The organism is Peribacillus sp. CSMR9 (assembly GCF_033141925.1).
GTDB classification, from domain to species: Bacteria; Bacillota; Bacilli; order Bacillales; family DSM-1321; genus Peribacillus; species Peribacillus simplex_A.
Genome location: NZ_JAOPHO010000005.1, coordinates 25,691 through 49,547, shown reverse-complemented (window position 1 = coordinate 49,547; position 23,857 = coordinate 25,691). Strand labels below are relative to the sequence as shown.

Here is a 23,857-nt window from a genome sequence, read left to right as displayed (position 1 = left end):
AAAACTTATTTATTTATGAGAAAGAGACCCCGAATCAAACAACATCCCTCCCCTTGAAACTACATTATTCGACATCAACTTGGTAACTCAAGTCTTTATTGCAATCTTTTTGCCACTTCTTAATTAAAGAAACAGTACAAGTTTTAAGGGTGTTATACGCATCTTCGGATATCAACCCATCTTTTTTATGCTTGTCAAGTAACTTGTTAAACCTTTGAAGGTGCTTGACAATCCTTTTGGCTGCTTCCAGTTTTTCAAAACGGACCACTGTATCCAAATGTGCCTGTAGTGAACGGGCAACACCATGGTTGACAATTTCCCCATCTTCTTCGAATTGCTCAACAAGTGTCTTTATATAGGATGCATTTATAAACGTGGGATCACGGAATACTTCCTTCCCCTCGAACAAATTCAACAAGATCTTCGTTTCATTAATTTCCGTTTCTGGAATCTCGAAGAGATTTTTATCCAAAACAATCAAGTCCGCTTTTTTGCCCACTACAATAGAGCCTCTTTCATCCTCTGCGAAAATCACATTAGCCCCGTTGATTGTATAGCTAGTAATCATCTCCTCGAGAGATGCTTTTTCCTTAGGCCATAATACTTTCTTTAGATCGGTTTGATCGGTTTTGTCCCGATCCAATCTTGTTACCCCTACCTCTATTCCTGTAAAAGGCCGGAAGTCACTTAGAAATTCACTGGTGGAAGGAAAATCACTTGATGAAGCAACTGGTATTCCGGCTTCAAAATAGCTATTCATCCGATTAAGATTCTTCAACTCTTCAACTCTCACATCATCATACCAATCATTACCAAACCAGGCGGGCTGAGGAACAGGTATTACCCCTAAGTCCTTAAACCGGGAAACATCATCTTCCCGAACCTAGTCGAGATGGGTAATCACATGTCGGGAATCTCTTTTTCCATTTACTTTAGCTGCATATTCAAAAGCGTCCAAAGAATTACCACTGGGGTAAAAACCCTGATTGCCAATCGCATGGATATAGACGCGGAAACCCTCTTTATCTAAAGCAGCCACGGTCTCCTCTAAAATCTCTTGATCCCAAACCAGTTGATTGTCACCAACGCCGTCAGAAAATATTTTAATTGTATCTATTTTGTACAACTCTCCTTGATATTTGTCACGCGCTTCTTTAAATCTCCCAATCTGCTCTGTCCCTTTGGTTTCATCAGCCCATAACCCTAAATCGTATCTTAAGGTCAATTTCCCTGCATTGTCCAGATCTTCAAATGCTTTAAGCAAATCTTGGTTATTAATTTCTACAAAAAACTAATTGTGGACTAACCCTATAGTCGCTTCTCTCTCCTTTTCAACGCAATGAATCATAACTTGAACAGTAGATATTAATTTTAAGATAAAAAAGTTACCAGCTTGGCAAAAAAATAAGTATAAGAATGTAATAGATTGGATAAACTAATAAAAAAGGAGTGGGAGATTATGGAGACTAAAATTAAAGAAGGAACAAAAGAAATGTGGAGCGAAATTAATGAATGTATAACTCGGAAAATTAATGAAAAACATGATTTATCTTTTCAAAAGAAGAGCAATGATAATTATATGAATCTATATATTCAAACAGCAGTATTACACACCTTATTTGAACTATCAGATGAGTTCAGGAAAATCGAACGAAAATATAACCGATTGTGATGCTGGAAAGGTCATGCACTAAAAAATTCAACTTAATGGTGGATTAGGATTAAACTCTTTAAGGGAGCCTTTTAATCCTAATCCACGTTTTTTCTTTCCAGCTTTATTACTTCATCATTACCGCTGCCGACAATTTGACTAACATCAACTGTACCATTTGTTTCCCTTCCCTATAAATCCTTCTTTTCATTCCAACTATAATCCATTTTTCAATCTTACATTAAAATAAAAGAAAAGATTATTCGTCAATCAAGACAGTATACTTAAGCTTAAAACACCTGACAAAACCCTACCTTTTCCTATTAACCACTGGTGGGGTTTCTACATCCACGTCAACCGGGAGGTCCCTCTTTTGCAATCATGCCGAAAAAAATGGGTTCAATGTGTAAAGTAGTTTTTTAATGGAAGATTTTCAAGGGAGTTGTTTTTTTTATGGTACGCTGTGTCTAAAACTATTATTTGTTGTTTTATAAATCACTAAAATCTTGTATATTTAATATAACTTACTGATTATTGAATCCAATGATCAGTAACAGCTCGGAATAGCTTTATAATTAACTAAAATCATTGAATGTAAATATTTTTGAAAGAGAGCTGAAAGCCGATGTTGTGGTCACCGCTATTCGAAAATGATGTACCTGCAGTTATTCTTCCTTAACGGTAGAAAATTGCATCTCCGTTAAGGACTGGGAATATTCAGTTAAAACGGAGGGTACAAAATGAAAAACACTATATTAGGTTCTTTATATTTATCACTCGCTGCTAGCATTTGGGGCGGGATGTATGTTGTGGTAAAAGTTGTGGTAGACGTTGTTCCACCACTTGAATTAGTATTATTACGATATTTAATTGCGATTTTAGCATTGCTAACTATTGGTTTCATAACAAAACAATCTTGGCGGATTGAAAAACGAGACTGGCTTTTGGTTTTCATTATAGGACTTGTTGGAAACACAATATCTATCGTAACCCAGGAAGTCGGTACGCTACTATCTACTGCACAAATGGGAGCCATCATTACTTCAACAACACCTGCATTTATGGTGATATTTGCACGTATCGTTTTAAAAGAAAAGATTACTTTTAAAAAATCAATTTCTGTTATTTTAGCGACGATCGGTGTCGGTATCATTGTCGGAAATGCCCATATCGGCTCATCTCACCAGCTTGGGGGCGTATTACTGCTTTTTGCTGCATTAACCTGGGCACTCATGTCTGTTCTAATTAAACGTGTACCTGGGCAATATTCACAAATCGTTATAACGACATATGCTGTGCTTGTGGCAATTGTCTTTTTAATACCTATTACGATTAGTCGATTAGATGAGCTTGATTTTCAAGCAATCATGCATCCATCCATATGGGGCGGCCTTTTATACTTGGGCGTTATTTCCACAGCATGTGCCTTTTTACTGTGGAATCGCGGACTGCAAATGCTTACCGCATCAAGTGGTGGATTATTTTTCTTTTTACAACCTATAGTGGGAACTTTTTTAGGTTGGTTAATACTAGGTGAACAAATCGGCTTGTCTTTTTGGATAGGTACAATATTAATTTTTATTGGTGTGTTATTAGTCATTCGGGAAGAATAACATCATTAAATAGTTGATTGGTGTTATATATTAAAATGTCCCCTATAGAGCAGTCACTTAAAAAGGCTGCCTATTGATATTATCCCCTTAAAGTAGACAGTGTAAAAAGTCCATGAAAAAACATGGATGTTACACTTTACTTGGAGGGGATTTTAATTATGGCTAAAAAAGGGGATAAATTTCAAACTTATTCAAAGAATTCAAGATTCAGGTTGTCCTAAATTATTTAATAATGAGGGTAGCCTAGTCTTTTTTTAAGCTATCTACTTGAAGGGGGTAAGTCCATACTGCTTGTAAAAGTTTAGGATATTGCTAATTGGCTTATATTCCCCTATTATTGTGATATTCTATAGAGGGAGGTATTTTATGACAAAAAATACGTATGTTTTTAAAGTGTTTTTGGTTTTGGTGTTTCCCGTATTTACCTTTATTTATTTATGCGGCAGTTTCGGAATGATCCCTGCAGCTCTAGGGGGCTTGATTTTACTTATTGCCTTAAGCACTCTTTTATTTTCACGAAAATAAAACAACGGTAGTCATTTAAAAACAACCGTTGTTTCTTTTATATTTTATAGACTCCCTTCTTTAACGTCGGTGCCTTCGAAAGCCAATCCCAATTTCTTTCGGTACACATTACTTGATTTTTCTTAATCGGAAAACCATCTTCAGCATACTGGATCGCCGGCTCTAGAACTTCAGCTAGCATAAGTGTTCCACATTCTTTCAATATCTCACCGCAACCGTCTACCATCCCAGGAACTGTAAGTGCGCTTCTTACCCCGCGAAAAGGGATCTTCTTTTCTCCTCTATATGCTCCAAGATTGATCCGCTTCCATTATTAGTACGAGTTTTTCCGTCCTTCTTTTCATATATAAGCCAGAAAGTATCTCCACCAAGCCCAGTCATATGCGGATAAACTACATCCAAACATACACTCGCTGCCACTGCCGCATTATAAGTCCCCCCTTTTTAAAGAATTTTAATTCCTGCTATCGATGCAAGAGGGCTTTCCACCTTTCTTTTCGTCCCTATTATCGATTGGGTCATGCATTTACTCTTTTTATTTATTTTATATTTTGGAAAATTTATGACAATTGTATTATATCTTGTTTCTTTTTATTACGTAATTCAAATTTTAGTTTCCAAGACAAAAAGTGCGTTTTTTTAAATTCATCAACCTATTTTATTAAAAAAAGATAGTTATTTCGTTCGTTACGTAATTATTATTAAAATTTTTTATACATTTCGAAAGCACTTTTGTTATCATTAATTCATAATCCTGGAAATAAACCCTAAATTTTAAAACATGGAGGAATCGTTTTGAAAAATCCATATACGGAATTGACGATTGGGATGATGAGAACGGGGATATTAGGTTTCGGCGGCGGGCCGTCTGTCATCCCGCTCATCCGCCACGAAGCAGTTTCCCGTTATCACTGGCTCGACGATGATGAATTCGGGGACACTTTGGCGATTGCCAATACACTCCCAGGACCGATTGCCACTAAGATGGCAGCATATCTTGGTTATAAATTAAAAGGCTGGCCTGGAGCCATCGTCAGCGTGGCCGCTCACGTTTTACCTTCATGCATTGCGATGGTTTTCTTGATTGCATTCATTAATGTTTTAAGTAATTCGGCAATGATCAGTAATATGATCGCTGCTGTAATGCCGGTTGTTGCTGTCATGCTTGGTCAAATGGCTTATGAGTTTGGCGAAAAGGCGGTCAAAGGGTTAGGAAAGATGCTCGGAATCACCTTTTTTGCGATTTCCTTTTTGCTTCTGCAGGTCATTTCCCTGCATCCGGGTATCGTCATTATGATTTTCCTTTTATATGGGGCGTTCCATTTTAAATTAAAGGAAAGATTGAAAAATTAAAAGGTTAATAGGAAGGAGGAATCCGCTTAATGGGTCTTATTATCCCAATAGGAGTTGCTGTTTTTCTAGCGTTTTTCATTGCCAATATTCTTGGTTATGGCGGAGGTCCAGCCTCGATTCCGCTTATGTATGATCAAATCGTCACCCGTTATGGCTGGCTTGATAATGCCGAGTTCTCACAAATGCTTGCGTTAGGAAATTCACTCCCAGGACCGATCGCCACGAAAATAGCCGCATATGTCGGATATGATGTATATGGCTGGCCAGGATTTCTAGTCGCATTGGCAGGCACGATCATCCCTTCAGCCGTGGCTTTGATATATTTATTAAAAATCCTGCGAAAATACAAGCAATCGCCTATCGTAAAAGGCATGTCCCTGCTTGTACAGCCCGTGATCGCGATCATGATGTTATTGCTCACCTGGAATATGGCCGAGCATGCCGTAGGTTCCATCGGCTACATCCATTCAATCGTCATCGCTGGATTGGCCTTTTTGGCCCTAGGTAAATTCAAGATCCACCCCGCCTTCGTAATCATACTTGCCTTTGCGTACGGCGGCTTTATCATCCCGCTCACATAATAATAAAAAATCCACCTATATAGGGGGATTTTTTCATTTAAAGCTTCATGCCCATCCGGCTTTTATAACGTTTAATGAGAATTTGGCAATCAACGCTGACAACACCGACGACCGCATACAGCTTCTGATTGAGAAAACGTTCCATCTCCTGGTTATCAGTAAAGATTCCGTGCATATGGAGTTTACTCGGACCGGTCATATGATATAAACTCGTTACAGCCGGTTCACTTTCTAATTGCTGTGCGACTGATTCCAGATATTTAGGTTCAACCTCAACGTTAAAGAATGCCGAAACATGGATGCCGACCTTAGCTGGATTTATGACCGCAGTGAACCTCTCAATCACACCGTTTTCAACAAGATGATTGATTCTCATCTGAACCGCAACCCTGGAGAGCTCCACTTTCTTCGCTAAGTCGGTATACGAAATTCGCGCATCTTCATGTAAAACCGATATGATTTTCTTATCGATCTCATCAACTTTCAAGCTGGGAATCTTAAAGTCCTCTGCCATCCTACGTAGCTCCTTTTCGATTTCTTTATTCCATTATCGCAGAGAATACTAGCGGGTCACAACAAACTTCCTTTTTACTTTCAAAATTTAGCTTCATTATAAAAACGGCGGATTTTATGAATGATCAATAGCCAAATATATAAAAACTGATACGTGTAATGGCAAGCTAATTTTGGCAGCCCCTTTTCAATAGTCTCCCTCCAACTCATCCGCTTGAACAAGGAAAGGAACATCCACAAAGTTATCTCCTGTCATATAGCCATTTCCGTTAAAGGAGTGCTCAGGAAATGTCTCATTCCCATCCTTATCATAAAAATTTATAGCCAATTGTATCAGGTTGTTAAATTCAGGAAAGTCACTCTGCCGATCTTCTACCTGAAGTTTTACATACTGATCCATAAGCTCCCTCCAATTGTCAGGATACCTCCCGACTCCGTACGTTTTTTCATTAAGCGCAATGCTGTGCATCATTTCTATTCCAGGTTGATAGGTAGCTATGCCATCCGATACCATAAAACCTCTATCTTTTTTCATAAAAACCCTGATTTCGGAAATGTCATCTTTCGGATCCATATTCCACATGATCAAAGATTTTTCTTCTCCATTCCAAACCTGTGGCTGACCGCTATTTTCCACAGAAGCCACTCTCCATTTATTGCCCTTCCAGACCCAAAAGCTCATCCCATACCCATTATCTACGTTAATAAAGGGGACAAACACATGTGTATTATCCAAAAATATTTGATCTTGTATGACCCTAGGCTGAGCCTCAGAGAAGTTTGAGTTTATTCGTTCGATGACTTGTCTGTCCGATATGAAGGGTTCCGGCTCTTTTGGAAATCGAACAAATAAAAGGATACCTCCAATCGATATAACAGCTGTAATGAAAACAATCATTTTTGTTTTTTTAGTCATCCTTCTAACGCACCTCCAGTCAAAATGGATTCCTCTAGCCTGTAGTAAACCTGATGCCCTTTATTAGGTGTAATCAGTAGACCCTTTCCATCTTCTTCAATGAAAATGAGTGTTTCAAGACCTCTTCCTTTTTTAGGAACGGTACCTGTCAAAATATACGGGAACATTTCTTTGTACCCGCTATCTTCATTGATTCCGTAATACCAAGATTCACTCTCGATCTTTTTTTGTTTCATCTTGTTCATTTGTCTTTCCAGCTCTTCTTTATTCAAAGTGACTTCTTTGGAGTTCGGATGCGTCGCCATCAGCGAAGCCCTTTTAATGTCCATCATATATGTAGATATGTCAGCCTTAGGATACATCATTTCATCCAGCGGTATGGCTAAAAGTGAAGCACCCAAAAAGATGAAATTCCATATGAATCCGAGCCAGGCAAATCGACGGAATCTCTGCCACCGCCCTTCATTTCCTTTCCTTCTCAATAACCATGATAAGAGAGCAACTCCTATAGGGATAATGGGTACACTAACCACCTCATCTGATAGATTAAAAGTAAAACTAAAAGTGATCATTCCTAGTACAAACACAACGAGAGCCTTCCATGCTTTAGGAGGACTTTCTTGTTTTTTATAAATAATGGCAAATGCTATACCAATCAGCATGCAACTGATTGCAATAAGGATTAAAGAGGGTGCATGCATATATTTTTCTGCGTCAAATATTCCATTCATTCTATCTAATACTCTCCTTTTAATCGACTTCCTTTATACGAACCCCTAACTATACCATATATCCCTTTTTTTGTAACCGAAGGGCGATAAAGTATGACTGCAATCCCCCTCCTCATCAATTTAAGGCGGGGGTTTTACAGCCCGTTTAATGCGAGATAGAAGTTTATGAATATCAATGTACCCATCATCAATCCTTTGTTTGAAAGGTCTTCGTGATATTTTTGTATTCCTCATCATTGAGAATGCCCATTTTTTTGAATATTGCGGAATAAGCCATTATTTTTTTTTGTGTACGGTTTGTACAACTCATATGAATCAGCTCCTTTTTTTACATAGTATTCAATCGCAACAAAATGTTTCCTACACGCAAAACATTTTGTGTAGACTAAAATAAAAAAACTGCCGATTTTTATCGCCAGTAATACGTGATTAAAATAAGGTTCGCCGCGTTCTTTTAAATTTGATTCAAACCTGTTCCGTGGTAACCTTGAACCTGAAAAAGCTGTGAAACTTCTTCTAAAATTCGGCTCTCGAATTCCCCTTGCTGTAGAAGGTTTCTCACCGATTCCAAAAATAATGAATGATAGCATGGAAGATAATGGTCCGTCACTATCCAAAGTGTTATATATTCCCCAGTAGATTTTGCACAAAAAAATTCATAGTCTGTTATTTGTAGGAAGTGCCAAAATACAAACTGATTCCCATGTCCATATATCAAAACAAAAAAATGGCGGTTCGGGTCCATTAAAGTCCTTCTTGCAACCTGTCATCATTCGGATTATCGTTGTTTAAGAGGATGCGAAGAAATTGAAAAAAACTGCATACTTTCTTCATACTTTTTTGCTAAACTTACTCCATCAAATAAGAAGGTGAATATTTTGAAAATCTCCTTTAAGTTGGGACTATGTATTTTTGTTTGCATTTTTTTGATGGAAACCGTTTCCATGATTTACTTACATAATAAAGTGATCCATTCCCGTATCAATCAAGAATTGGAATCACTGAAGGCCCGTGGCAATAGTCATCGTGATGTGTTGGAAATCACTTATTCAAACTCAACCCTTCAGCATATCGCCCTGATGGAATCACATACAGATACAGATGTCGTGATAATGAATACAAGAGGAGATATTCTGATATCTTCCGAAAAGGTAAATAGGGGAATGAAAAAAATCTTAGAAAAAAACCTCCCCCAAGTACCACGAAAGGGTCTCATCATCCAATCAAGTTGGAAGGATGAAAGGTATATAGCCACCGTTACGCCATTTATCAGTGATAAAAAAAATGAAGGCTATATCTATATGTTCAAAGATACGAGGGATGTTGAAGATTTAATCGCTCAATTGAATAGACATTTCCTCTTTGCAATTGTTTTGCTCCTTTTCTTCATGATTATCACCATTTATTTTCTTTCAAAAGCTTTGACTAGACCGCTTATTGCGATGAAAGAATCGACCACCAAACTCAGTAAAGGGAATTTTTCAGTGGCTGTACCAGTACGATCTCATGATGAACTTGGGGAACTTGCCCAATCCATTCAAAGCTTGGCTAATGAATTGAACTATTTAAAGAAGGAACGCAATGAATTTTTGGCAAGTATCTCTCATGAACTGCGAACGCCGCTAACTTATATAAAGGGCTACGCTGATATTGCCCGCCGAAAAGAATTGGATGCATCCGAAAGATCACGATACTTAGAGATCATCCATGATGAATCCCAACGATTAAACAGATTATTGGACGAATTATTCAATATGGCTAGAATGGATGTAAATACATTTACGATTTCAAAAGAAACCGTACAGCTCTCTACATTCCTGCAAACCATTCATGAAAAAGTGTTACCAGCTTTTACAAATAAAAAAATTCAATTGCACCTGGTATGCAAGGATCATTTATTTTTAGATATTGATCCCTCAAGGTTTGAGCAAGTCATTCTTAACCTGCTGGATAATGCACTGAAGTACTCGAACGAATATACAGTCACTACCATCAAAGCCACTGAATCGCTTAGCAGTATTTCCATCTCTATAATCGATCAAGGGGTTGGCATTCCAAGTGAAGATATACCCCATATCTTTGACCGATTATATCGTGTCGAGAAATCACGCGCTAGAGATACCGGTGGATTCGGATTGGGGCTCTCCATCGTCAAGCAATTAGTGGAAGTTCAAGGTGGAACCATTTCAGTTACAAGCAATTTGGAGCAAGGAACGTGCTTCATTATCACATTTAAGGAGATAAAATATGAAGACAGTGGTTCTGGTCGATGATGAACAGAGAATGCTTGATCTTATAGAGCTATACCTTATACCTCACGGATATACTTGCATTAAGATGAAATCTGGACATGAAGCCTTACTGTTCTTAGAGCATGAACATGCTGACATTGTCATTCTTGATGTAATGATGCCTGAGATGGATGGATGGGAAACATGTGAAGGGATCCGGGGGTTTTCCAATATTCCCATAATCATGCTCACCGCCCGGGATGCTGCAGAAGAAATGGTGAAAGGGTTGAAAAAGGGTGCGGACGATTATGTAACGAAACCCTTTAATGAAGATGTTTTACTTGCCAGAATTGAAGCTGTTACACGAAGAGTACATAATCACCAAGGTGTGTTCTTTAAGGGGATACATTTAAATGAATCCGCTTATGAAGCGCATTATGATTCCAAGACCATCCCATTAACGCCAAAAGAGTTTTCCATGTTGTGCTTGTTTTTAAAATCCCCTGACCAAGTGTATTCCAGGGATCACCTGCTTTCGACCATATGGGGATTTAAAACGGATACGGAAGATCGGACAATCGATTCCCATATTCGCAATATTAGAGAGAAATTGCGCCATGCAGGTTTTCCAGTAGACCAACATTTGAAAACGGTCTGGGGCATCGGATATAAATGGAGTTCTGTGGATTGATATGGATTTCATTTCTGATGCATTAGCAACCAGCGGACCCTTTTTCATTGCTGTAAGTTTAGTATTGAACATATTGATTAGCGTTCTTGGTTTTATTTCCAGCGTATTCATCACGGCTGCCAATATCACCGCATTTGGATTTGAAAAGGGATTGATCCTTTCTTACATGGGAGAAATTTCCGGAGCAGTAGTCAGCTTTTGGTTATATCGAAAGGGCTTTCAAACTTTCAAACCCAAATTCATGAAGAACCGGTGGGTCATGCAGCTGCAAAAGTCACAAGGCTACCATGCATTTTGGATGATTCTGATGCTTAGAATCCTACCTTTTATACCATCCGGCGTGATCAACCTTACAGCAGCATTAAGCGAGACGGGCGTGATGATTTTCTTCCTCGCCACATCCATCGGAAAACTGCCTGCCCTCCTTGTCGAGGCGTACTCGGTGACACAAGCAATGAAGGCTTCAAACGATGTAAAGATTGTTCTAGTATTATTGATTTTGATCATCGCACTCTTGTATTACTTTAAAAGAGGTAAGAAAAAAGAAATGTAATGAAATAGTAGGAGACCATGTAAAAAGAAGACTATTTGATATTTTCATTAAAATAAATAATGTTAAACATTATATAAGGATAGAAAAAAATTGAACCTAATCAGCTTTATCTATCCTTATTTGTAGTATTACAACATTATGATTTGACACGGATAAATCAATAATTTCGTTATTCAAGAAATGCGCCCGATTTTCAGCTTATAAATATAAATTAAAGAATTGCTACTTTATTTAACGATCAACCAATCGGTAAAATTTACCTTATATACAATTCTGTACAAAATCTAGGAAATGCAATCAATGTTCTTAAAACCTCTTTACCGCTTTACATTTTTACTTTCTTATTGTTTTCTAGAGGCACAGGATCAATACTCTGATCATTAGCTGTCAAATCGATCCCGTAGTCCTTTGCGAATACCATGTGCGTTTCTACTAGAACCTCAGCTGTATTTTCATCTAAATTAAATACTCTGGCGCCGCGCAGTCTGTTCCTTTCAGCTCCCGGCAGACCATAAGCGCCGAACCCGGTACTGCCCGCATAACCAAGCAGGATTCCGTAATAATTACCTACATAAGTGTTTATATGATCATGACCGCAAAAAACGCCCTTGACATCGCCTCTCTCCAGCATCGCTGAAAACAGTCCCCCGTTAATTGGTCCCATACACTCTTCTTCATTTCTTTCTCCTACTATATTATGCTTTTTAACGGCTACCTCATGATTGGAGTCAGCTCTTTGATCTACGCTCGCATACCACATAAATCTGTGTTCCCACAGAGGAATATGGATGAAAGCGAGTGAAGGAATTTTTCTCTTCCATTTTCCCTCTAATTTTTTTGACGTCTCATAATACCAGTTCACCTGATTAAAACGAAGCCAGTCCCAAGTCGGATATCCTTGGAAATCTTGACCTGCAATGGTTTTTGGCGCATATCTTCCACTGTCAAGAAGCCAGAGGTTGAAAGCTGCCTTTTTTCCTTTTGAATCCTTTATAAGTAAATTCATGTTACCTGTCCCAGTAATACCTTCGACGGCAGGCTTGTTCATATTGCATTTATAAGAAAGATAGATTTTAAGCATGTCTTCCTCATTAAGACCGCCCTTCGGGGTAGAATCTTCATCATGATTTCCAAAGGTAATGGCCCACTTGATTCCTCTTTGTTCCATAGGGTGTGCGACATTGTTAATGGCTTGCTTCATCTCCATAGATGTGTCGCATCCACCCGTAATAATGTCTCCATTAATCACAACAAAATCAGGTTTTTCTGTATCAAGCACTTTCTCCATAAGCTGTAATGTTCTACGATCAATACGTTCATCATCTTGTGTATCATTAAATTGAACGATTTTTAATTTTCCATTACGATTAAATTGAAGAGCCATGCCATCTTTTTCTTCTGCCAGTGCTACAGTGCTAAATAAATCATCTGAAAGTCCAGAGAATCCAAGTGTTAAGGCAAGTGTACTCATTCCTCCTATCTTGATAAAATTCCGTCTATCCAACCCTTCATGCGGTTCTTGATTATTCATTAGTAAAACTCCCATTCTCTTCTAGTAACTGTTTTATAGGGATCAAGCTATCGATACGATGGTGAGCAAATTAACTATGTAGTTCCAATTCAAAAAACCATTATGGTAAACAAAAAATTGGATTTGTATATATATGATTTCAAACTTACATTTTTTCAAAAATCACCCTATAAAGGTCAGTTCTTACTTCATAATAAGATGAAATTATTAGTGAGGTATTAATGTTATATGAAAGATAAGTAAAAAAACAATAGAGGAAGGAATGTGTAAGATATCAAAAAATCCTTACTGATTCATCGGGGATATATGGTAATAGAGGGTTGTCTCCGCTATGGATGGATCGAAGTGCTTTCCCTTTTGTCGTGTATGCCAGTCTGACTATCTCTTTTCAGCTATTGAATCGATGCAGGGTAAATTGGTTCATTTCCTTGAATCTTATACCGAATATAATGAGAAAATGCCTATACTATCTTCCTGTTTTCTGGAAAAAAGAATGAATATATTGTGTTTTAATGGGGAATTCCTTTATAATGCGCATTAGATGATTTTTTTAGCACTGAATACGAGAGGAGACTGAATATGAAGAAACTATTGTACCCAATCGTTATTGGATTATTGGCAGTTGTTCTAACAGCTTGTGGTTCGAACGATGAAGCTGATAAAAAAAGTGGCGGGAAAGAGACTAAAACAACTGAGGAACAGCAAAACAAGAATGAGAAAGAAACGGCTAAAGCAACTGAGGAACAGCAAAAAAAGATGGAAGAAATGCAGAAGGAACTAGACAAGCAAAAGGTCGATGAAAAGAAAACCGTGGCCATCGTCAATGACGAAAAAATTTCAGGTGCGGAATATAATACCGTTTTGTCCACGACACAAATGCAGATGCAGCAATTCGGACAAGACCCAACATCAAAAGAGGGAGCCAAACAAATTAAAAAGCAAACGCTCGACTCTTTAGTAGGGCAAACATTGCTTCTTCAGGCTGCTGATAAAAAGGGCTATACAGCTTCCAAGGCTGAAATCGAAAAGCAACTTGCCCAAATCAAAGACCAATATGGAAATGAAGAGAAATTCAAGGAAGCGATGAAAAAGGCAGGCCTGAATTCAAAAATGTTGAATGCTCAGATCGCAGAGAATATTCCATATACGAAGTATGTTGAAAAAGAGATTAAAGTGGATGAACCAACTGACGAAGAAATTGAAAAGTCCTACGACCAGTATGCGAAGCAAGCTAAGGCAAGCGGGCAGAAGGTACAGAAACTTGAAGAAATGAAGCCGCAAATCAAGGAACAGCTAAAGCAGCAAAAGAAACAAGAAATGCTTGTGAAACGTGTGGAAGAACTTAAGAAAAATGCTAAGGTCGATATTAAGATTTAATGACTAAAAGAGCTGCCAAATTAAACTGCACCCCAATTGTTAGACAGCATTAACAATTGGAGGTGCAGTTTTTTTGATTAATGGACATCCTACTAACAAAACTGCAACAAAGTCCCCTATTCTGGTAAATTGACTCAAATCCTTTTGAAGAAAAGTGCTGATGAAATGAAATGAATCAAGCAATTTATACTTTTTTATCGACAATCATCACTCACGGCCTTTCATTTTTTATACGCCCGTTTTAGAGAACCGTTCGATTCTTTCTCCGATTTCATCACGGACACGTTGGAAGGTAGCCCATTTTTCTTCATCAGTTCCTTCCGCTTTTGCCGGATCATCAAAGCCCCAGTGTTCCCGTTTAACATGCGGTGGCGTCATTGGACATTTGTCTGCCGCATCGCCGCATAAAGTAACCACAAAATCCGCATTATTTAATATGTCAGTGTCGATGGTATCTGATGTTTGATTGGTGATGTCCAATCCCGCTTCATGCATTGCTTTTACGGCCTTTGGATTTAACCCGTGTGCTTCGAGCCCTGCACTAAGCACTTGCCATTCTTCACCTAAATATTTCTTCCCCCAGGCCTCTGCCATTTGGCTTCTGCAAGAGTTACCAGTACATAAGAAGTATAGTGTTTTTTTAGCCATGCTGTTTCTCTCCTTCATGAGTAGAGTAAATCTTTAGTGTATGACGAGCAACCAAATATATAAACCAACTAATGTGATGAACAATGTTGGGATGGTTAGGATGATTCCAGTTTTAAAGTAGGTTCCCCATGAAATTTTCACGCCTTTTAACGATAGTACATGCAGCCACAGCAATGTAGCTAAAGAACCGATTGGAGTGATTTTCGGGCCCAAGTCCGAACCGATGACATTTGCATATATAAGGGCTTCCTTGATAACGCCGGTAGTATTGGTATCGGAAATGGCAAGTGCATCGATCATCACGGTTGGCATGTTATTCATAAGCGAAGAGAGAATGGCGGCAATGAAGCCCATTCCAATCGTTGCTGCAAATAATCCTTGATCGGCGGTAACTTGGATTAAATCCGTTAATACATTCGTCAATCCAACATTCCGCAGGCTGTAAACCACAACATACATGCCAATCGAGAAAAACACGATTGCCCATGGTGCGCCTTTAATAACCGTTTTCGTGTTGACTGCCGGGCTCCTACTAGCCATGATCAGGAAGAAAATGGCGACGATGCCTGCAATGATGGATACAGGTATCCCAATGAATTCACTTGAAAAATAACCAATAAGCAAAATTCCCAGAACAATCCAGGACAATCGAAACATTCTTTGATCCCGAATGGCTTCCACTGGCTTCTTAAGTTGTGATACATCATAATTCTTGGGAATGCTTTTACGGAAAAACAAATATAAAACCAAGATGCTAGCTACCAATGCAAAGATGTCCGGTACAATCATTCTCGATGCAAACCCGGCAAAACTGATACTGAAAAAGTCTGCGGATACTATGTTTACAAGATTGCTTACCACTAAAGGTAATGAAGTTGTATCGGCAATAAAACCACTGGCGATGATAAATGGAAAAATCATTTTATCACTAAACTTCAAGGCACGAACCATCGCTAATACAATTGGTGTAAGGATAAGGGCCGCTCCGTCGTTTGCAAAAAATGCAGCAACAAGCGCACCCAGAATACTTACATAAACAAACATCCTCACTCCGTTTCCCTTGGCTGCCCTAGCCATATTTAGTGCTGCCCATTCAAAAAATCCTATCTCATCCAAAATGAGCGAGATGATGATGATGGCAATGAAGGCGAGTGTCGCGTTCCAGACAATCGATGTCACATCAATGACATCCGCAAAATCCACCACTCCCACAAGTAAAGCCAAAACCGCACCGCCACAAGCTGACCATCCGATCGACAGTCCCTTTGGCTGCCAGATGACGAGAATGAGTGTTAATAAAAAGATGATAACTGCCAAAATAACTGATCCCACTTAAGTTGTACCTCCTAGTTAGTCACAACAAATCCGTTTTCCTTGTGCTGTTAATTCTTCTAATTTTAAGTTTTGACTTGGCAAATCCCCGATGACCGTTAGAATAAATGAATAATATGAGGATGTTTTGTTTAACGAGTAAAAAATCCATTGTCCCCTTCTCTCTTCATTCACGATTCCACTATCTTTCAACTTTCGTAAATGTTGGCTGATAGCTGGCTGGCTCATTTCGAACAGGTCCACAAATTCACAGACACAGCATTCATGTTCAGACATGATCTTAACCATGGTCAAACGGGTTTTATCACCTAGTAATTTAAGTATGTTTGCGGTGGTTTCCAAATCCAAAGCTTCATTCATTTGCATACTGCCCCTCCTTATTCAATAGTTAAATAAGTATATGCTTATATGAAATTAATTCTTGCATCATTATATAAGCATATTCTTATATACTCAAGTAAAAACTATACATCTTATTTAATATAACTTTACTCTGGTTTGACTACCCAAAAACGTCCCCTTCTTGCTCAGCGAATAGCAGTTAATCAAATATAGAATTTTTGTTAAGAAAGTATCGTTTATGGAGAGCGAAAGGAGAAGTTGGAGGGTATGACAATTCGTGAAGGAATCATACGAAACAAAAAAAACCGCCGAGTGACCGGCAGTTTTTTTGTTTACAAATATTTCCTATGAATACTTTTTCCATCATAGGAAAACATGACTTCTTTTCCTTCCATGACTGATTCCATATGCACGGAGCGGCCCCAAAGCTGATGGATATATGGCATGACTTTTTCGAGATATTTCAGATCCAGTTCAATATCTTCATACCAATGTTTTAGATAAAGTTCCCCATTACGCATGTAGTCTCCATCATTTACTGTGATATAGGGGAATCCGCCGTTAACCCTCATACTGACGAGTTGATCTCGAACCTGTTCCCATGCCTTATCGACGATTTTGTAATCCTTGCCCTGCTTTTGGAATAAATACATATCCTCCCGCATGACCAGGTCTTTGGTCAAATAATTGCGGAGAAAGGAAATATCCGATTCGATTTCCCTGACTTCGAACATCTTTTCCCGGCCAGATCCAGGCTTGACACCCAGCTTGATCATTTCTTCGGTTGGATTATCATAGCGTTCTTCAATATCTTCAAGCACTTTCAATCCGAGATAATAAGGATTTATGCTGGTCTTTGACGGCTGAACGACACCTGCGTTCAGTTTTGCGAACTCAATGGCTTCCCCTGAGGATAAATCCAATTCACGGATTATGCGTTGATGCCAGTAGGATGCCCAGCCTTCGTTCCCCTAAGGTGCTTAAAAATCGTTGAAGAATATTAACGAATTTACTTTTTTTAGGAAACAGAGACTTCTTTATTTAATTTTATCATATTTAATCTGTCTACTTCCCTTAGGTCTTCGTCTAAAGATTTTTCAAATACTTGGTCAATGTGATTTCTTGTTACTAAATAATCCTTTGGCAAGAGCGCTTTCCGTAGTTCCCTGAGGAAAAGATTAGGCGCGAGTTGAATTTCCTCTATATGCCCCCTGTATAACTCATGTAGATAAGTAAGAACTTCGGTTGTAATAAAAACAGGAATGGTCGAAATTTCTTCATCTCTTTCGTCATCATCTGATAAACTATCTTCAAAAAACTTAACCATGGATTTAACTTGTAACGGCATAAATTCTTTATTAGAAATGAAAAAATGTGCACTAATTTCCGATACATTACTGAACTGCTGTATATATTCATTCCCACTCAAACTTTTCACATATTCCACAGCTTTTCGTTTTTCACTTCTGTCTAAATCATAATGGTCTTTTTCCGTATACTTGCAGTCAAATGTATATGCATCATTCAATACTTTATTGTATTTTCTATTCCTGCACGAAATGGTAAAAACCCCTTCTGGTACAGCCTGCCCTTTTTTATTATTTCCCCATTTTGTTGCATTCGTAAAAATATCCTTTAAAATTGCAAACACATCATCTTCCAGTGTATCTTCATCATAATGTTGAGCCTCTTCTTTTCCCATTTTTGGAAGCTGACAAAGTGATTCATATGCTTTACTTGCAGCAGATGCAATATAAGCTTTAGATCTTAAAGCTAAATTATTCATAAGTGGTATATATAAATTTAAAATGTCTACTTCCTCATCCAATACAAATAATTTACCAAAGGTGATTGTTTGTATCGAGTCTCTTGTAAACTTTTCAACATAAAGATCATGTTGACCGACAAAAATAATTACTATTGGTGTCATTTGTTTTATTAGTCTGTTTAATAACGGATTAGGAATAGTATCCTCAGTAATCAAAAATTGAAATACTTTCCTGTCTTCTAATCGTTCTAAGTTAATAAAGTCATATTTTCTTTTTCCAAAAGTCATAACTGAGTTATTCAGTTTTTTCCATCCACCGTTCTTCTCCAAAACCCTTATATGAGACTGAACATAAAGATTCACTTGTTTTATTTCCGTCTTTAAAATTACGTTCGATTTTGCCCTTACTTCCCCTTCACAAACTGGACACTCCGATGGTACGGTTTGGTCAACTAAAATTCTTTCCTCGTAGGTACAGTCTTTTTCATGACAATAAACAGTTTCTTCTTGTTTTATTTGCAAAACCTTTCTCTCAACTAATTTCGCGTACTGCTCATTATTCTGTACATTTTCTGGGCTTACTTGGGATAATGTATAATCAACTAAATCCGATCGACCCTCAGTGAAATGTTCATTTGAGATTTCTTGAAACAGCGGAATCCCAAAACGTTCAAAAAATTTATCCATAAAGGATTGCTTCTTGTCTTTTTCTAAGCGACTATCATCCATAGTTAACAAAATGTGTCCGTTGTCTAAAACCGAGGAGCGAATGTTCCGTCTAGTTCCTTCAGCTATAACTGCCATTCCTGCTATATCCTTTATATTTGTCATGTGGATACAGTTTTTTTCATGAGCATCTTTGATTGATGACCATACATCAATATTGTTAGCCTTTATCGTTATTTCTGGAGAATTTTTCAACAAACTTTCTCTAAAATGAATACTTTCAACTTGAAAATCAGCAATATTTTTCCCATTAACTGGTTTACCTAATAGAACACTATCTAATACTTTTTGTTTATTATATTGGTTAAACACATCTGACTTTAGTAAGGTGAATTCACCTTCATATGTGTCTTCCAGATAGTTCTTAATAATTCTTTTTTCAGTTTCAGTCTTAATTTTCATTTCCATAATTTGATTTTCAATATTAACTTCGTACATCATTTCTTCGACTTCCTGATTTCTAATAGCTCCCTTGAAATCAGGTCGGGTGATATCGTTTAACTGTTTATACCAAAGAATTATTACTCTCTGATTGTTTATAATACAATACGAAAAAATTCGGTAATTATGTTTTTCACCAGACGCTTTAAACAAACGATTCTCTAATTCTTTTTCAAACTCACCATTTCTGGCTAAATCCTTGGTTTTTTCTATCGGAACCTTTTTATTAAGCGAAAAAAGATTGCCCGATCCTCTAATAGTCCACAAATGATAAGTATAAAAGGAAAAAAGATGAGCTGGAGAATCTTTAAATAACTGAAGAAGTTGAACTAAAGGTGTTGAAAAAGTAACTTCAAAACGGTTATTAACTGATTTATAATAAGATTTCATTGATCCCTTCTTACGATGTAGGAACTCCTTTATCTTTAAAAAAAGTAGTTGTTCATCTCTAGGAATCAATTTACCTTGTTTAATTAATTCTGCTTTCTCTTTCGTTACAATCCCCCTATCAAAAAATGTTAAAATTTCTTTCAGTTCTTCTAGGGAGCATTTTTCAATAGTTAAATCAAAAAGGCGTTTCTTCATCTCATCAGAATAATCATTAAATGCATCTATCCTAATTTTTAATTCTCTCCAATAGGCATCGTTTACATTTTCATTACTTGTATAAATTTTATTATTTGACAATTTCAGGCCCCCATTTTTGAATTACTATATAGTTCAAAAGATTGTTTGATTTATTCAAATTTTTGGATAATATAGTAATATTTTATCAGGCAATTAACTTATTGTCTAAACGTAGCCTCGAAAGATTTTCGAATATTCAAAATGAAGATATTTCCATTCCTGATGAATTTCTCTTTATTGATTCCTAATCACCGAGATTATAATTTTTTATTGACCAAAAAACCGAGAGCTAATATTTCCGATAATGGTATTCATTCCAGGAAAAAGGACAACTTCTCCTTTTCCCTTTAAATCATTAGTTTTTCATGTAATTCAGTCATACCAATGTCGGTAATTAGGGGTAAGACCCGATCGAGGTTTACCCCTAATTACCGAGAAAAAAATCAATTTTTATATTATAAGCACCTAATTACCGAGAAAATGCACAAAATAAAAACCTCCTTTTTCTGGAGATTTTCACTTGGCCTCATCTAAGTTAAAACGAAACTTACAATGCAGATGTCCAGCATCATTCACTATAATTTCCTCAAATACATATAAAAACAAGGCACGCAATTCTTGAGACTGACTCAATGATGCAGTCTGGAAGTTCCTTAGCTGTTCTTCAATTAAACTTTGATTTTTTTGAACTTCCACTAAAAATTTAATCCTTGTTCGTTTTTCTTCAATGATCCTTTCAAATTGATGAACTTTATCTAACAACCGTTCTTTTGTGATACCCAAAATTTTGATATGTGCCTCCTTTTGGTCTTTTTCCTTAAAGCACTTTTCAATTTCAATAATACATAATTGGAGTTTTTCTTTTTCTCTTTTCCATGATGCCTCTAAAACTTCTATATTTCCTCTAATGTTATTTATTTCACCTTCCACATTTTCCTGAACAGCCGTTATAACTTTTACTGTTTCGACACCCTGATAACTTTTGAATACTTTCAAGGTCGTATCATGGGCATCATCTGCATCAATTTTATAATTGCACTTTTTGCATAAATACAACCTTTTCCCATAAATTTTCCCCTGGTTACTCGTGGTCCGTTGATCTTTTCCCGTCAATAAATTATCACAGTTTTGACATTTTAATAAACTGGTTAATAAAAAGGCAGTTTTAAAATGCTTCGGAGGGACTTTTCGGTCTTTCTTGTTGATATACATACTCCAGCAATATTCCCATTCCTCAATCGATAAAATAGCGGGGATAAGTGAACTTTTTTCCATTACCCATTCACGTCTATCTTTTATGGCATTATGTTTATTTTCGTATTTTCTTCTGATTGAAATATACCCAGCATAAAAAGGGTTTGTAATGATGTTTTTCACACGATCTTTGTTCCACGCTTTCCCACGGTGACTATTTGGAGGCATCTGATTAGCGATGGATGTAAACCCATTATTATTTTTGTATAAATCAAATACCTTTTTTACCAGTTCAATTTCTAGGTCAATGATTTCAACCTTTTCTGTTCCGCTCATTTTTTTGGGAGTATACTTATAACCAAACGGAGCCCTTCCTCCCGTCCATCGTCCTTTTTCTGCCAATGTTTGTATCGCATTCTTAGTATTTACTCTTATTTTATCTAACTCATATTTCGCCACCCCATCTTTAATGGCTCTGAAAATCGTATCTCCGAAATCATAGAGACTTTCGGTTTCACTTTCAATAATGGGAATGTCTAAGATGTGCATTGTTGCTCGAAACGTATCATGTTCTTCTGGGATACGGGCTATACGAGAGTGAGAGTAGATGATGACAAAGTCAAATTCTTTTGAATATGCTGCTGATATTAAACTTTTAAATCCTTCTCGATTCTTTTTTCGAGATGAAACACCTTTATCTAAAATTTTTTCAATAATTGTACAGTCATATTTTTCAACCAGTTCGTATGCACTTCGTAATTGTGTATCCATTACTTGCTTATGAGTAGAATGCCGTCCGTAAAATACTCCTTTCAGTCCAGGTGTTAGTATTTTAGATAAGTCCAAATTCTTCCCTCCCTGTTATACCTGTAAATAATGGATGATGAAATATTATAAGAACCCGCTCCTGGCTTATTTCAATTTGATAAACGATATCTTCGAGTAATTCCTGCTTTTCTTCATCATTTAAATCATCTGCAATTATGTTCATTAGGGAACCCAGTTTCCAGTCGTCTATTGTTTTGAATTTTTCTTTTATTTCAAGAATTTTTGAAGTTAATTCAGAAATAATAAATTGGTTTTGTTCGAATTGTTTTAATTCATTTTTAATTGCATCATCAAGATGGAGTGCCTCTCCTCTTTCAAGTGCTTGTTCTGTCCTTTCCACCATTAAATCTTCCAATCGTTTAAGATCCTGTTCAATGTCTTTTACCGCTTCTGAGTATGCAGCAATTTCTCCATTGTATATTTTTTCAATAATTTTAGAAAAATTACTTTCGAGCATGTTTTTAAAAAACTCATTTGCCTTTTTTAATACTTCCATTTCCAGCCACTCCTTTGGTGCACGGACTTTTGAGTGCCTTTGACACTTGTACACAAAAAATGAAACACCCTTCAACTGATGAGACCTTCCAGACATCATTTGATTGCATTCACTACAATAAACCAGATTTTTCAGGAGATATGTTTCATACACATCTTTCGGTCTTTCTCTTTTTGTTATTAAATCATTCATTTTTATTTGAACCTGTTGCCAAATTTCATCATCTATTATTTGAAGATATGAAACTTTTCTTTTGATTTCCCCTTCTGTTGTCCTATATATTCTTTGTCCATTATAAATAGGATTAGTAAGCACTTTTTTCATCCCCGCATAAGTCCATTCCTTATCATTTCTAAACCGTTTTCCCTTTTCATTTGTTAAATCAACAAACATTTGTAAAGAGGTAAAATCCTCATCTAAGAATAACTGATATATTTCTTCAATATCCTTGATCTCTTGGTCTACCTTTTTCCATTCCGATTTCTTTATTCCTTTTTCTACCTCCTCCAGAGATTTCTTGAATCCAAACGGAATAGCACCACCAGCATGTTTGCCATCCTTAGCTACTGTTATTTTAGAATCCTGTAATTTTTGAACTAATTTATCAGCATCCTCCTGATTCATGGCAGCGAGAATTCGCTCAATTAGTTCAGATTCCATCGTATATGTCATAGGTACTTCAAAACTTGCAGCAAAAATCACATTCACATCGTACTGTTTCAATAATTCAAATAAGCTCATATACTGCTGAACATTTCTTGCTAACCTGCAACGGCTATATACAATTAAATTTTTTACTCTCCCCTTTTTAATCGCTTCCAATAAAAGTTTCATTCCGCTTCTCTCTTCAATTTGTGTCTTTCTTGCAGAAGTTGCTCGATCGATAAATTCATTCTCTATTAATAAGTGATTATTTAATGCGGCTTCCCGTACATGATGCATTTGCATATCAATGGATAACTTTTGCTTATCTGCGCTGATGGAATTTCGATAATAAGCAACTGTATTCACTAATCGGTAACCTCCTTTTCACACTTATTTTTGCTCTCCACTTCTTTCAAAATAAGATTCGCATATAACTCAAACCATTTGCTTGCTGCTTCAGGTGAATTTACATATTGAACTGATACTACTTTACACTTTGGCATTTTACGTCCCATTTTATTTGCTCCTTAATATGTTTATGGTT

24 protein-coding genes and 2 pseudogenes are annotated in these 23,857 nt (G+C 37.0%); 9 read left to right on the top strand and 17 right to left on the bottom strand.

Annotated features, from left to right (window positions below; genetic code table 11):
* Positions 1–64: 64 nt before the first annotated feature.
* Together N9I19_RS25175 and N9I19_RS05305 are read right to left on the bottom strand one after the other, a co-directional pair.
* On the bottom strand, positions 65–409 hold the full coding sequence (locus tag N9I19_RS25175; RefSeq protein ID WP_411730406.1) for an FIMAH domain-containing protein: 345 nt from the start codon (positions 407–409) through the stop codon (positions 65–67).
* Positions 398–1,264: pseudogene (locus tag N9I19_RS05305) on the bottom strand (amidohydrolase); the annotation flags it as partial. The gene N9I19_RS25175 and the pseudogene N9I19_RS05305, both read right to left, overlap by 12 nt.
* A 195-nt stretch (positions 1,265–1,459) precedes the next feature.
* On the opposite strand from N9I19_RS05305, the gene N9I19_RS05300 reads away from it, so the two are divergent.
* From N9I19_RS05300 to N9I19_RS05290, 3 genes are all read left to right on the top strand, one after another.
* A complete protein-coding gene (locus N9I19_RS05300) occupies positions 1,460–1,672 on the top strand; it encodes a hypothetical protein (RefSeq protein WP_061461893.1) in 213 nt (70 codons plus the stop codon).
* 719 nt (positions 1,673–2,391) lie between these two features.
* Positions 2,392–3,264, top strand: coding sequence for a DMT family transporter (locus N9I19_RS05295; RefSeq protein WP_317777181.1), 873 nt, complete (start codon positions 2,392–2,394; stop codon positions 3,262–3,264).
* 366 nt (positions 3,265–3,630) lie between these two features.
* Positions 3,631–3,789, top strand: coding sequence for a hypothetical protein (locus N9I19_RS05290; RefSeq protein ID WP_155727230.1), 159 nt, complete (start codon positions 3,631–3,633; stop codon positions 3,787–3,789).
* 37 nt (positions 3,790–3,826) lie between these two features.
* On the opposite strand, the gene N9I19_RS05285 is transcribed toward N9I19_RS05290, so the two are convergent.
* Positions 3,827–4,015 (bottom strand): gamma-glutamyltransferase, encoded by a 189-nt coding sequence (locus N9I19_RS05285; protein ID WP_317777180.1) that lies wholly within the window; start codon positions 4,013–4,015, stop codon positions 3,827–3,829.
* A 23-nt stretch (positions 4,016–4,038) separates the two neighbouring features.
* On the bottom strand, positions 4,039–4,170 hold the full coding sequence (locus tag N9I19_RS05280; RefSeq protein WP_317777227.1) for a hypothetical protein: 132 nt from the start codon (positions 4,168–4,170) through the stop codon (positions 4,039–4,041).
* A 414-nt stretch (positions 4,171–4,584) separates the two neighbouring features.
* Here N9I19_RS05280 and chrB point away from each other — a divergent pair, with 414 nt between their 5' ends.
* Positions 4,585–5,142 (top strand): chromate efflux transporter ChrB, encoded by a 558-nt coding sequence (gene chrB / locus N9I19_RS05275; RefSeq protein ID WP_089364465.1) that lies wholly within the window; start codon positions 4,585–4,587, stop codon positions 5,140–5,142.
* Between the two features lie 29 nt (positions 5,143–5,171).
* Positions 5,172–5,723, top strand: coding sequence for a chromate efflux transporter ChrA (gene chrA, locus N9I19_RS05270; RefSeq protein WP_061461889.1), 552 nt, complete (start codon positions 5,172–5,174; stop codon positions 5,721–5,723).
* Positions 5,724–5,760: 37 nt separating this feature from the next.
* On the opposite strand, the gene chrS is transcribed toward chrA, so the two are convergent.
* The 4 genes from chrS to N9I19_RS05250 form a co-directional block, all read right to left on the bottom strand.
* Complete coding sequence (chrS, locus tag N9I19_RS05265) at positions 5,761–6,237, bottom strand: chromate efflux transcriptional regulator ChrS (protein WP_317777179.1); 477 nt, start codon at positions 6,235–6,237, stop codon at positions 5,761–5,763.
* A gap of 186 nt (positions 6,238–6,423) precedes the next feature.
* Positions 6,424–7,152 (bottom strand): hypothetical protein, encoded by a 729-nt coding sequence (locus tag N9I19_RS05260; protein WP_317777178.1) that lies wholly within the window; start codon positions 7,150–7,152, stop codon positions 6,424–6,426.
* Positions 7,149–7,883, bottom strand: coding sequence for a DMT family transporter (locus tag N9I19_RS05255; RefSeq protein ID WP_317777177.1), 735 nt, complete (start codon positions 7,881–7,883; stop codon positions 7,149–7,151). Before N9I19_RS05255 ends, N9I19_RS05260 begins: the two co-directional genes overlap by 4 nt.
* 233 nt (positions 7,884–8,116) lie before the next feature.
* Positions 8,117–8,500 (bottom strand): hypothetical protein, encoded by a 384-nt coding sequence (locus N9I19_RS05250; RefSeq protein ID WP_317777176.1) that lies wholly within the window; start codon positions 8,498–8,500, stop codon positions 8,117–8,119.
* Between the two features lie 327 nt (positions 8,501–8,827).
* Between N9I19_RS05250 and N9I19_RS05245 the strand changes: the two genes are divergently transcribed.
* The 3 genes from N9I19_RS05245 to N9I19_RS05235 are packed head-to-tail and all read left to right on the top strand — an operon-like array spanning position 8,828 to position 11,358.
* Positions 8,828–10,156 carry a sensor histidine kinase gene (locus tag N9I19_RS05245; RefSeq protein ID WP_317777175.1) on the top strand — a complete coding sequence of 443 codons (1,329 nt, stop codon included), beginning with the start codon at positions 8,828–8,830 and terminating at the stop codon, positions 10,154–10,156.
* The gene (locus N9I19_RS05240; protein WP_317777174.1) at positions 10,131–10,805 is read left to right on the top strand and encodes a response regulator transcription factor; all 675 of its coding nucleotides are present in this window, start codon (positions 10,131–10,133) and stop codon (positions 10,803–10,805) included. Before N9I19_RS05245 ends, N9I19_RS05240 begins: the two co-directional genes overlap by 26 nt.
* Position 10,806: 1 nt before the next feature.
* Complete coding sequence (locus N9I19_RS05235) at positions 10,807–11,358, top strand: TVP38/TMEM64 family protein (RefSeq protein WP_317777173.1); 552 nt, start codon at positions 10,807–10,809, stop codon at positions 11,356–11,358.
* Between the two features lie 325 nt (positions 11,359–11,683).
* Here the strand turns inward: N9I19_RS05235 and N9I19_RS05230 are convergent, their stop codons facing one another.
* Positions 11,684–12,889 carry a metallophosphoesterase family protein gene (locus N9I19_RS05230; protein WP_317777172.1) on the bottom strand — a complete coding sequence of 402 codons (1,206 nt, stop codon included), beginning with the start codon at positions 12,887–12,889 and terminating at the stop codon, positions 11,684–11,686.
* A 579-nt stretch (positions 12,890–13,468) separates the two neighbouring features.
* Here N9I19_RS05230 and N9I19_RS05225 point away from each other — a divergent pair.
* Entirely contained in the window at positions 13,469–14,266 is a 798-nt protein-coding gene (locus N9I19_RS05225) for a SurA N-terminal domain-containing protein (protein WP_089364474.1), read from the top strand.
* Positions 14,267–14,494: 228 nt separating this feature from the next.
* Here the strand turns inward: N9I19_RS05225 and arsC are convergent, their stop codons facing one another.
* The 8 genes and pseudogenes from arsC to N9I19_RS05185 form a co-directional block, all read right to left on the bottom strand.
* Complete coding sequence (arsC, locus tag N9I19_RS05220) at positions 14,495–14,914, bottom strand: arsenate reductase (thioredoxin) (protein ID WP_317777171.1); 420 nt, start codon at positions 14,912–14,914, stop codon at positions 14,495–14,497.
* Between the two features lie 33 nt (positions 14,915–14,947).
* Positions 14,948–16,246: an arsenic transporter gene (locus tag N9I19_RS05215; RefSeq protein WP_317777170.1), complete on the bottom strand. Its 1,299-nt coding sequence runs from the start codon at positions 16,244–16,246 to the stop codon at positions 14,948–14,950.
* Positions 16,247–16,264: 18 nt separating this feature from the next.
* Positions 16,265–16,612: an ArsR/SmtB family transcription factor gene (locus N9I19_RS05210; RefSeq protein WP_289320913.1), complete on the bottom strand. Its 348-nt coding sequence runs from the start codon at positions 16,610–16,612 to the stop codon at positions 16,265–16,267.
* 308 nt (positions 16,613–16,920) lie between these two features.
* Positions 16,921–17,556: pseudogene (locus N9I19_RS05205) on the bottom strand (SpoVR family protein); the annotation flags it as partial.
* A gap of 50 nt (positions 17,557–17,606) precedes the next feature.
* Positions 17,607–20,210, bottom strand: coding sequence for a hypothetical protein (locus tag N9I19_RS05200; protein ID WP_317777169.1), 2,604 nt, complete (start codon positions 20,208–20,210; stop codon positions 17,607–17,609).
* Positions 20,211–20,666: 456 nt separating this feature from the next.
* Positions 20,667–22,190 (bottom strand): recombinase family protein, encoded by a 1,524-nt coding sequence (locus tag N9I19_RS05195; protein WP_317777168.1) that lies wholly within the window; start codon positions 22,188–22,190, stop codon positions 20,667–20,669.
* Positions 22,177–23,679, bottom strand: coding sequence for a recombinase family protein (locus tag N9I19_RS05190; RefSeq protein WP_317777167.1), 1,503 nt, complete (start codon positions 23,677–23,679; stop codon positions 22,177–22,179). The genes N9I19_RS05195 and N9I19_RS05190 overlap by 14 nt, the downstream gene beginning before the upstream one ends.
* Positions 23,679–23,828, bottom strand: coding sequence for a hypothetical protein (locus N9I19_RS05185; RefSeq protein WP_192824954.1), 150 nt, complete (start codon positions 23,826–23,828; stop codon positions 23,679–23,681). The genes N9I19_RS05190 and N9I19_RS05185 overlap by 1 nt, the downstream gene beginning before the upstream one ends.
* Positions 23,829–23,857 lie beyond the last annotated feature (29 nt).

Bases quoted from the DNA above. Each gene is read 5' to 3' on its own strand.
- N9I19_RS05300 (WP_061461893.1), top strand. From the start codon at position 1,460: ATGGAGACTAAAATTAAAGAAGGAACAAAAGAAATGTGGAGCGAAATT.
- N9I19_RS05295 (WP_317777181.1), top strand. From the start codon at position 2,392: ATGAAAAACACTATATTAGGTTCTTTATATTTATCACTCGCTGCTAGC.
- N9I19_RS05290 (WP_155727230.1), top strand. From the start codon at position 3,631: ATGACAAAAAATACGTATGTTTTTAAAGTGTTTTTGGTTTTGGTGTTT.
- N9I19_RS05285 (WP_317777180.1), bottom strand. From the start codon at position 4,015: ATGGTAGACGGTTGCGGTGAGATATTGAAAGAATGTGGAACACTTATG.
- N9I19_RS05280 (WP_317777227.1), bottom strand. From the start codon at position 4,170: ATGACTGGGCTTGGTGGAGATACTTTCTGGCTTATATATGAAAAGAAG.
- chrA (WP_061461889.1), top strand. From the start codon at position 5,172: ATGGGTCTTATTATCCCAATAGGAGTTGCTGTTTTTCTAGCGTTTTTC.
- chrS (WP_317777179.1), bottom strand. From the start codon at position 6,237: ATGGCAGAGGACTTTAAGATTCCCAGCTTGAAAGTTGATGAGATCGAT.
- N9I19_RS05260 (WP_317777178.1), bottom strand. From the start codon at position 7,152: ATGACTAAAAAAACAAAAATGATTGTTTTCATTACAGCTGTTATATCG.
- N9I19_RS05255 (WP_317777177.1), bottom strand. From the start codon at position 7,883: ATGAATGGAATATTTGACGCAGAAAAATATATGCATGCACCCTCTTTA.
- N9I19_RS05245 (WP_317777175.1), top strand. From the start codon at position 8,828: ATGATTTACTTACATAATAAAGTGATCCATTCCCGTATCAATCAAGAA.
- N9I19_RS05240 (WP_317777174.1), top strand. From the start codon at position 10,131: ATGAAGACAGTGGTTCTGGTCGATGATGAACAGAGAATGCTTGATCTT.
- N9I19_RS05235 (WP_317777173.1), top strand. From the start codon at position 10,807: ATGGATTTCATTTCTGATGCATTAGCAACCAGCGGACCCTTTTTCATT.
- N9I19_RS05230 (WP_317777172.1), bottom strand. From the start codon at position 12,889: ATGAATAATCAAGAACCGCATGAAGGGTTGGATAGACGGAATTTTATC.
- N9I19_RS05225 (WP_089364474.1), top strand. From the start codon at position 13,469: ATGAAGAAACTATTGTACCCAATCGTTATTGGATTATTGGCAGTTGTT.
- arsC (WP_317777171.1), bottom strand. From the start codon at position 14,914: ATGGCTAAAAAAACACTATACTTCTTATGTACTGGTAACTCTTGCAGA.
- N9I19_RS05210 (WP_289320913.1), bottom strand. From the start codon at position 16,612: ATGCAAATGAATGAAGCTTTGGATTTGGAAACCACCGCAAACATACTT.
- N9I19_RS05185 (WP_192824954.1), bottom strand. From the start codon at position 23,828: ATGGGACGTAAAATGCCAAAGTGTAAAGTAGTATCAGTTCAATATGTA.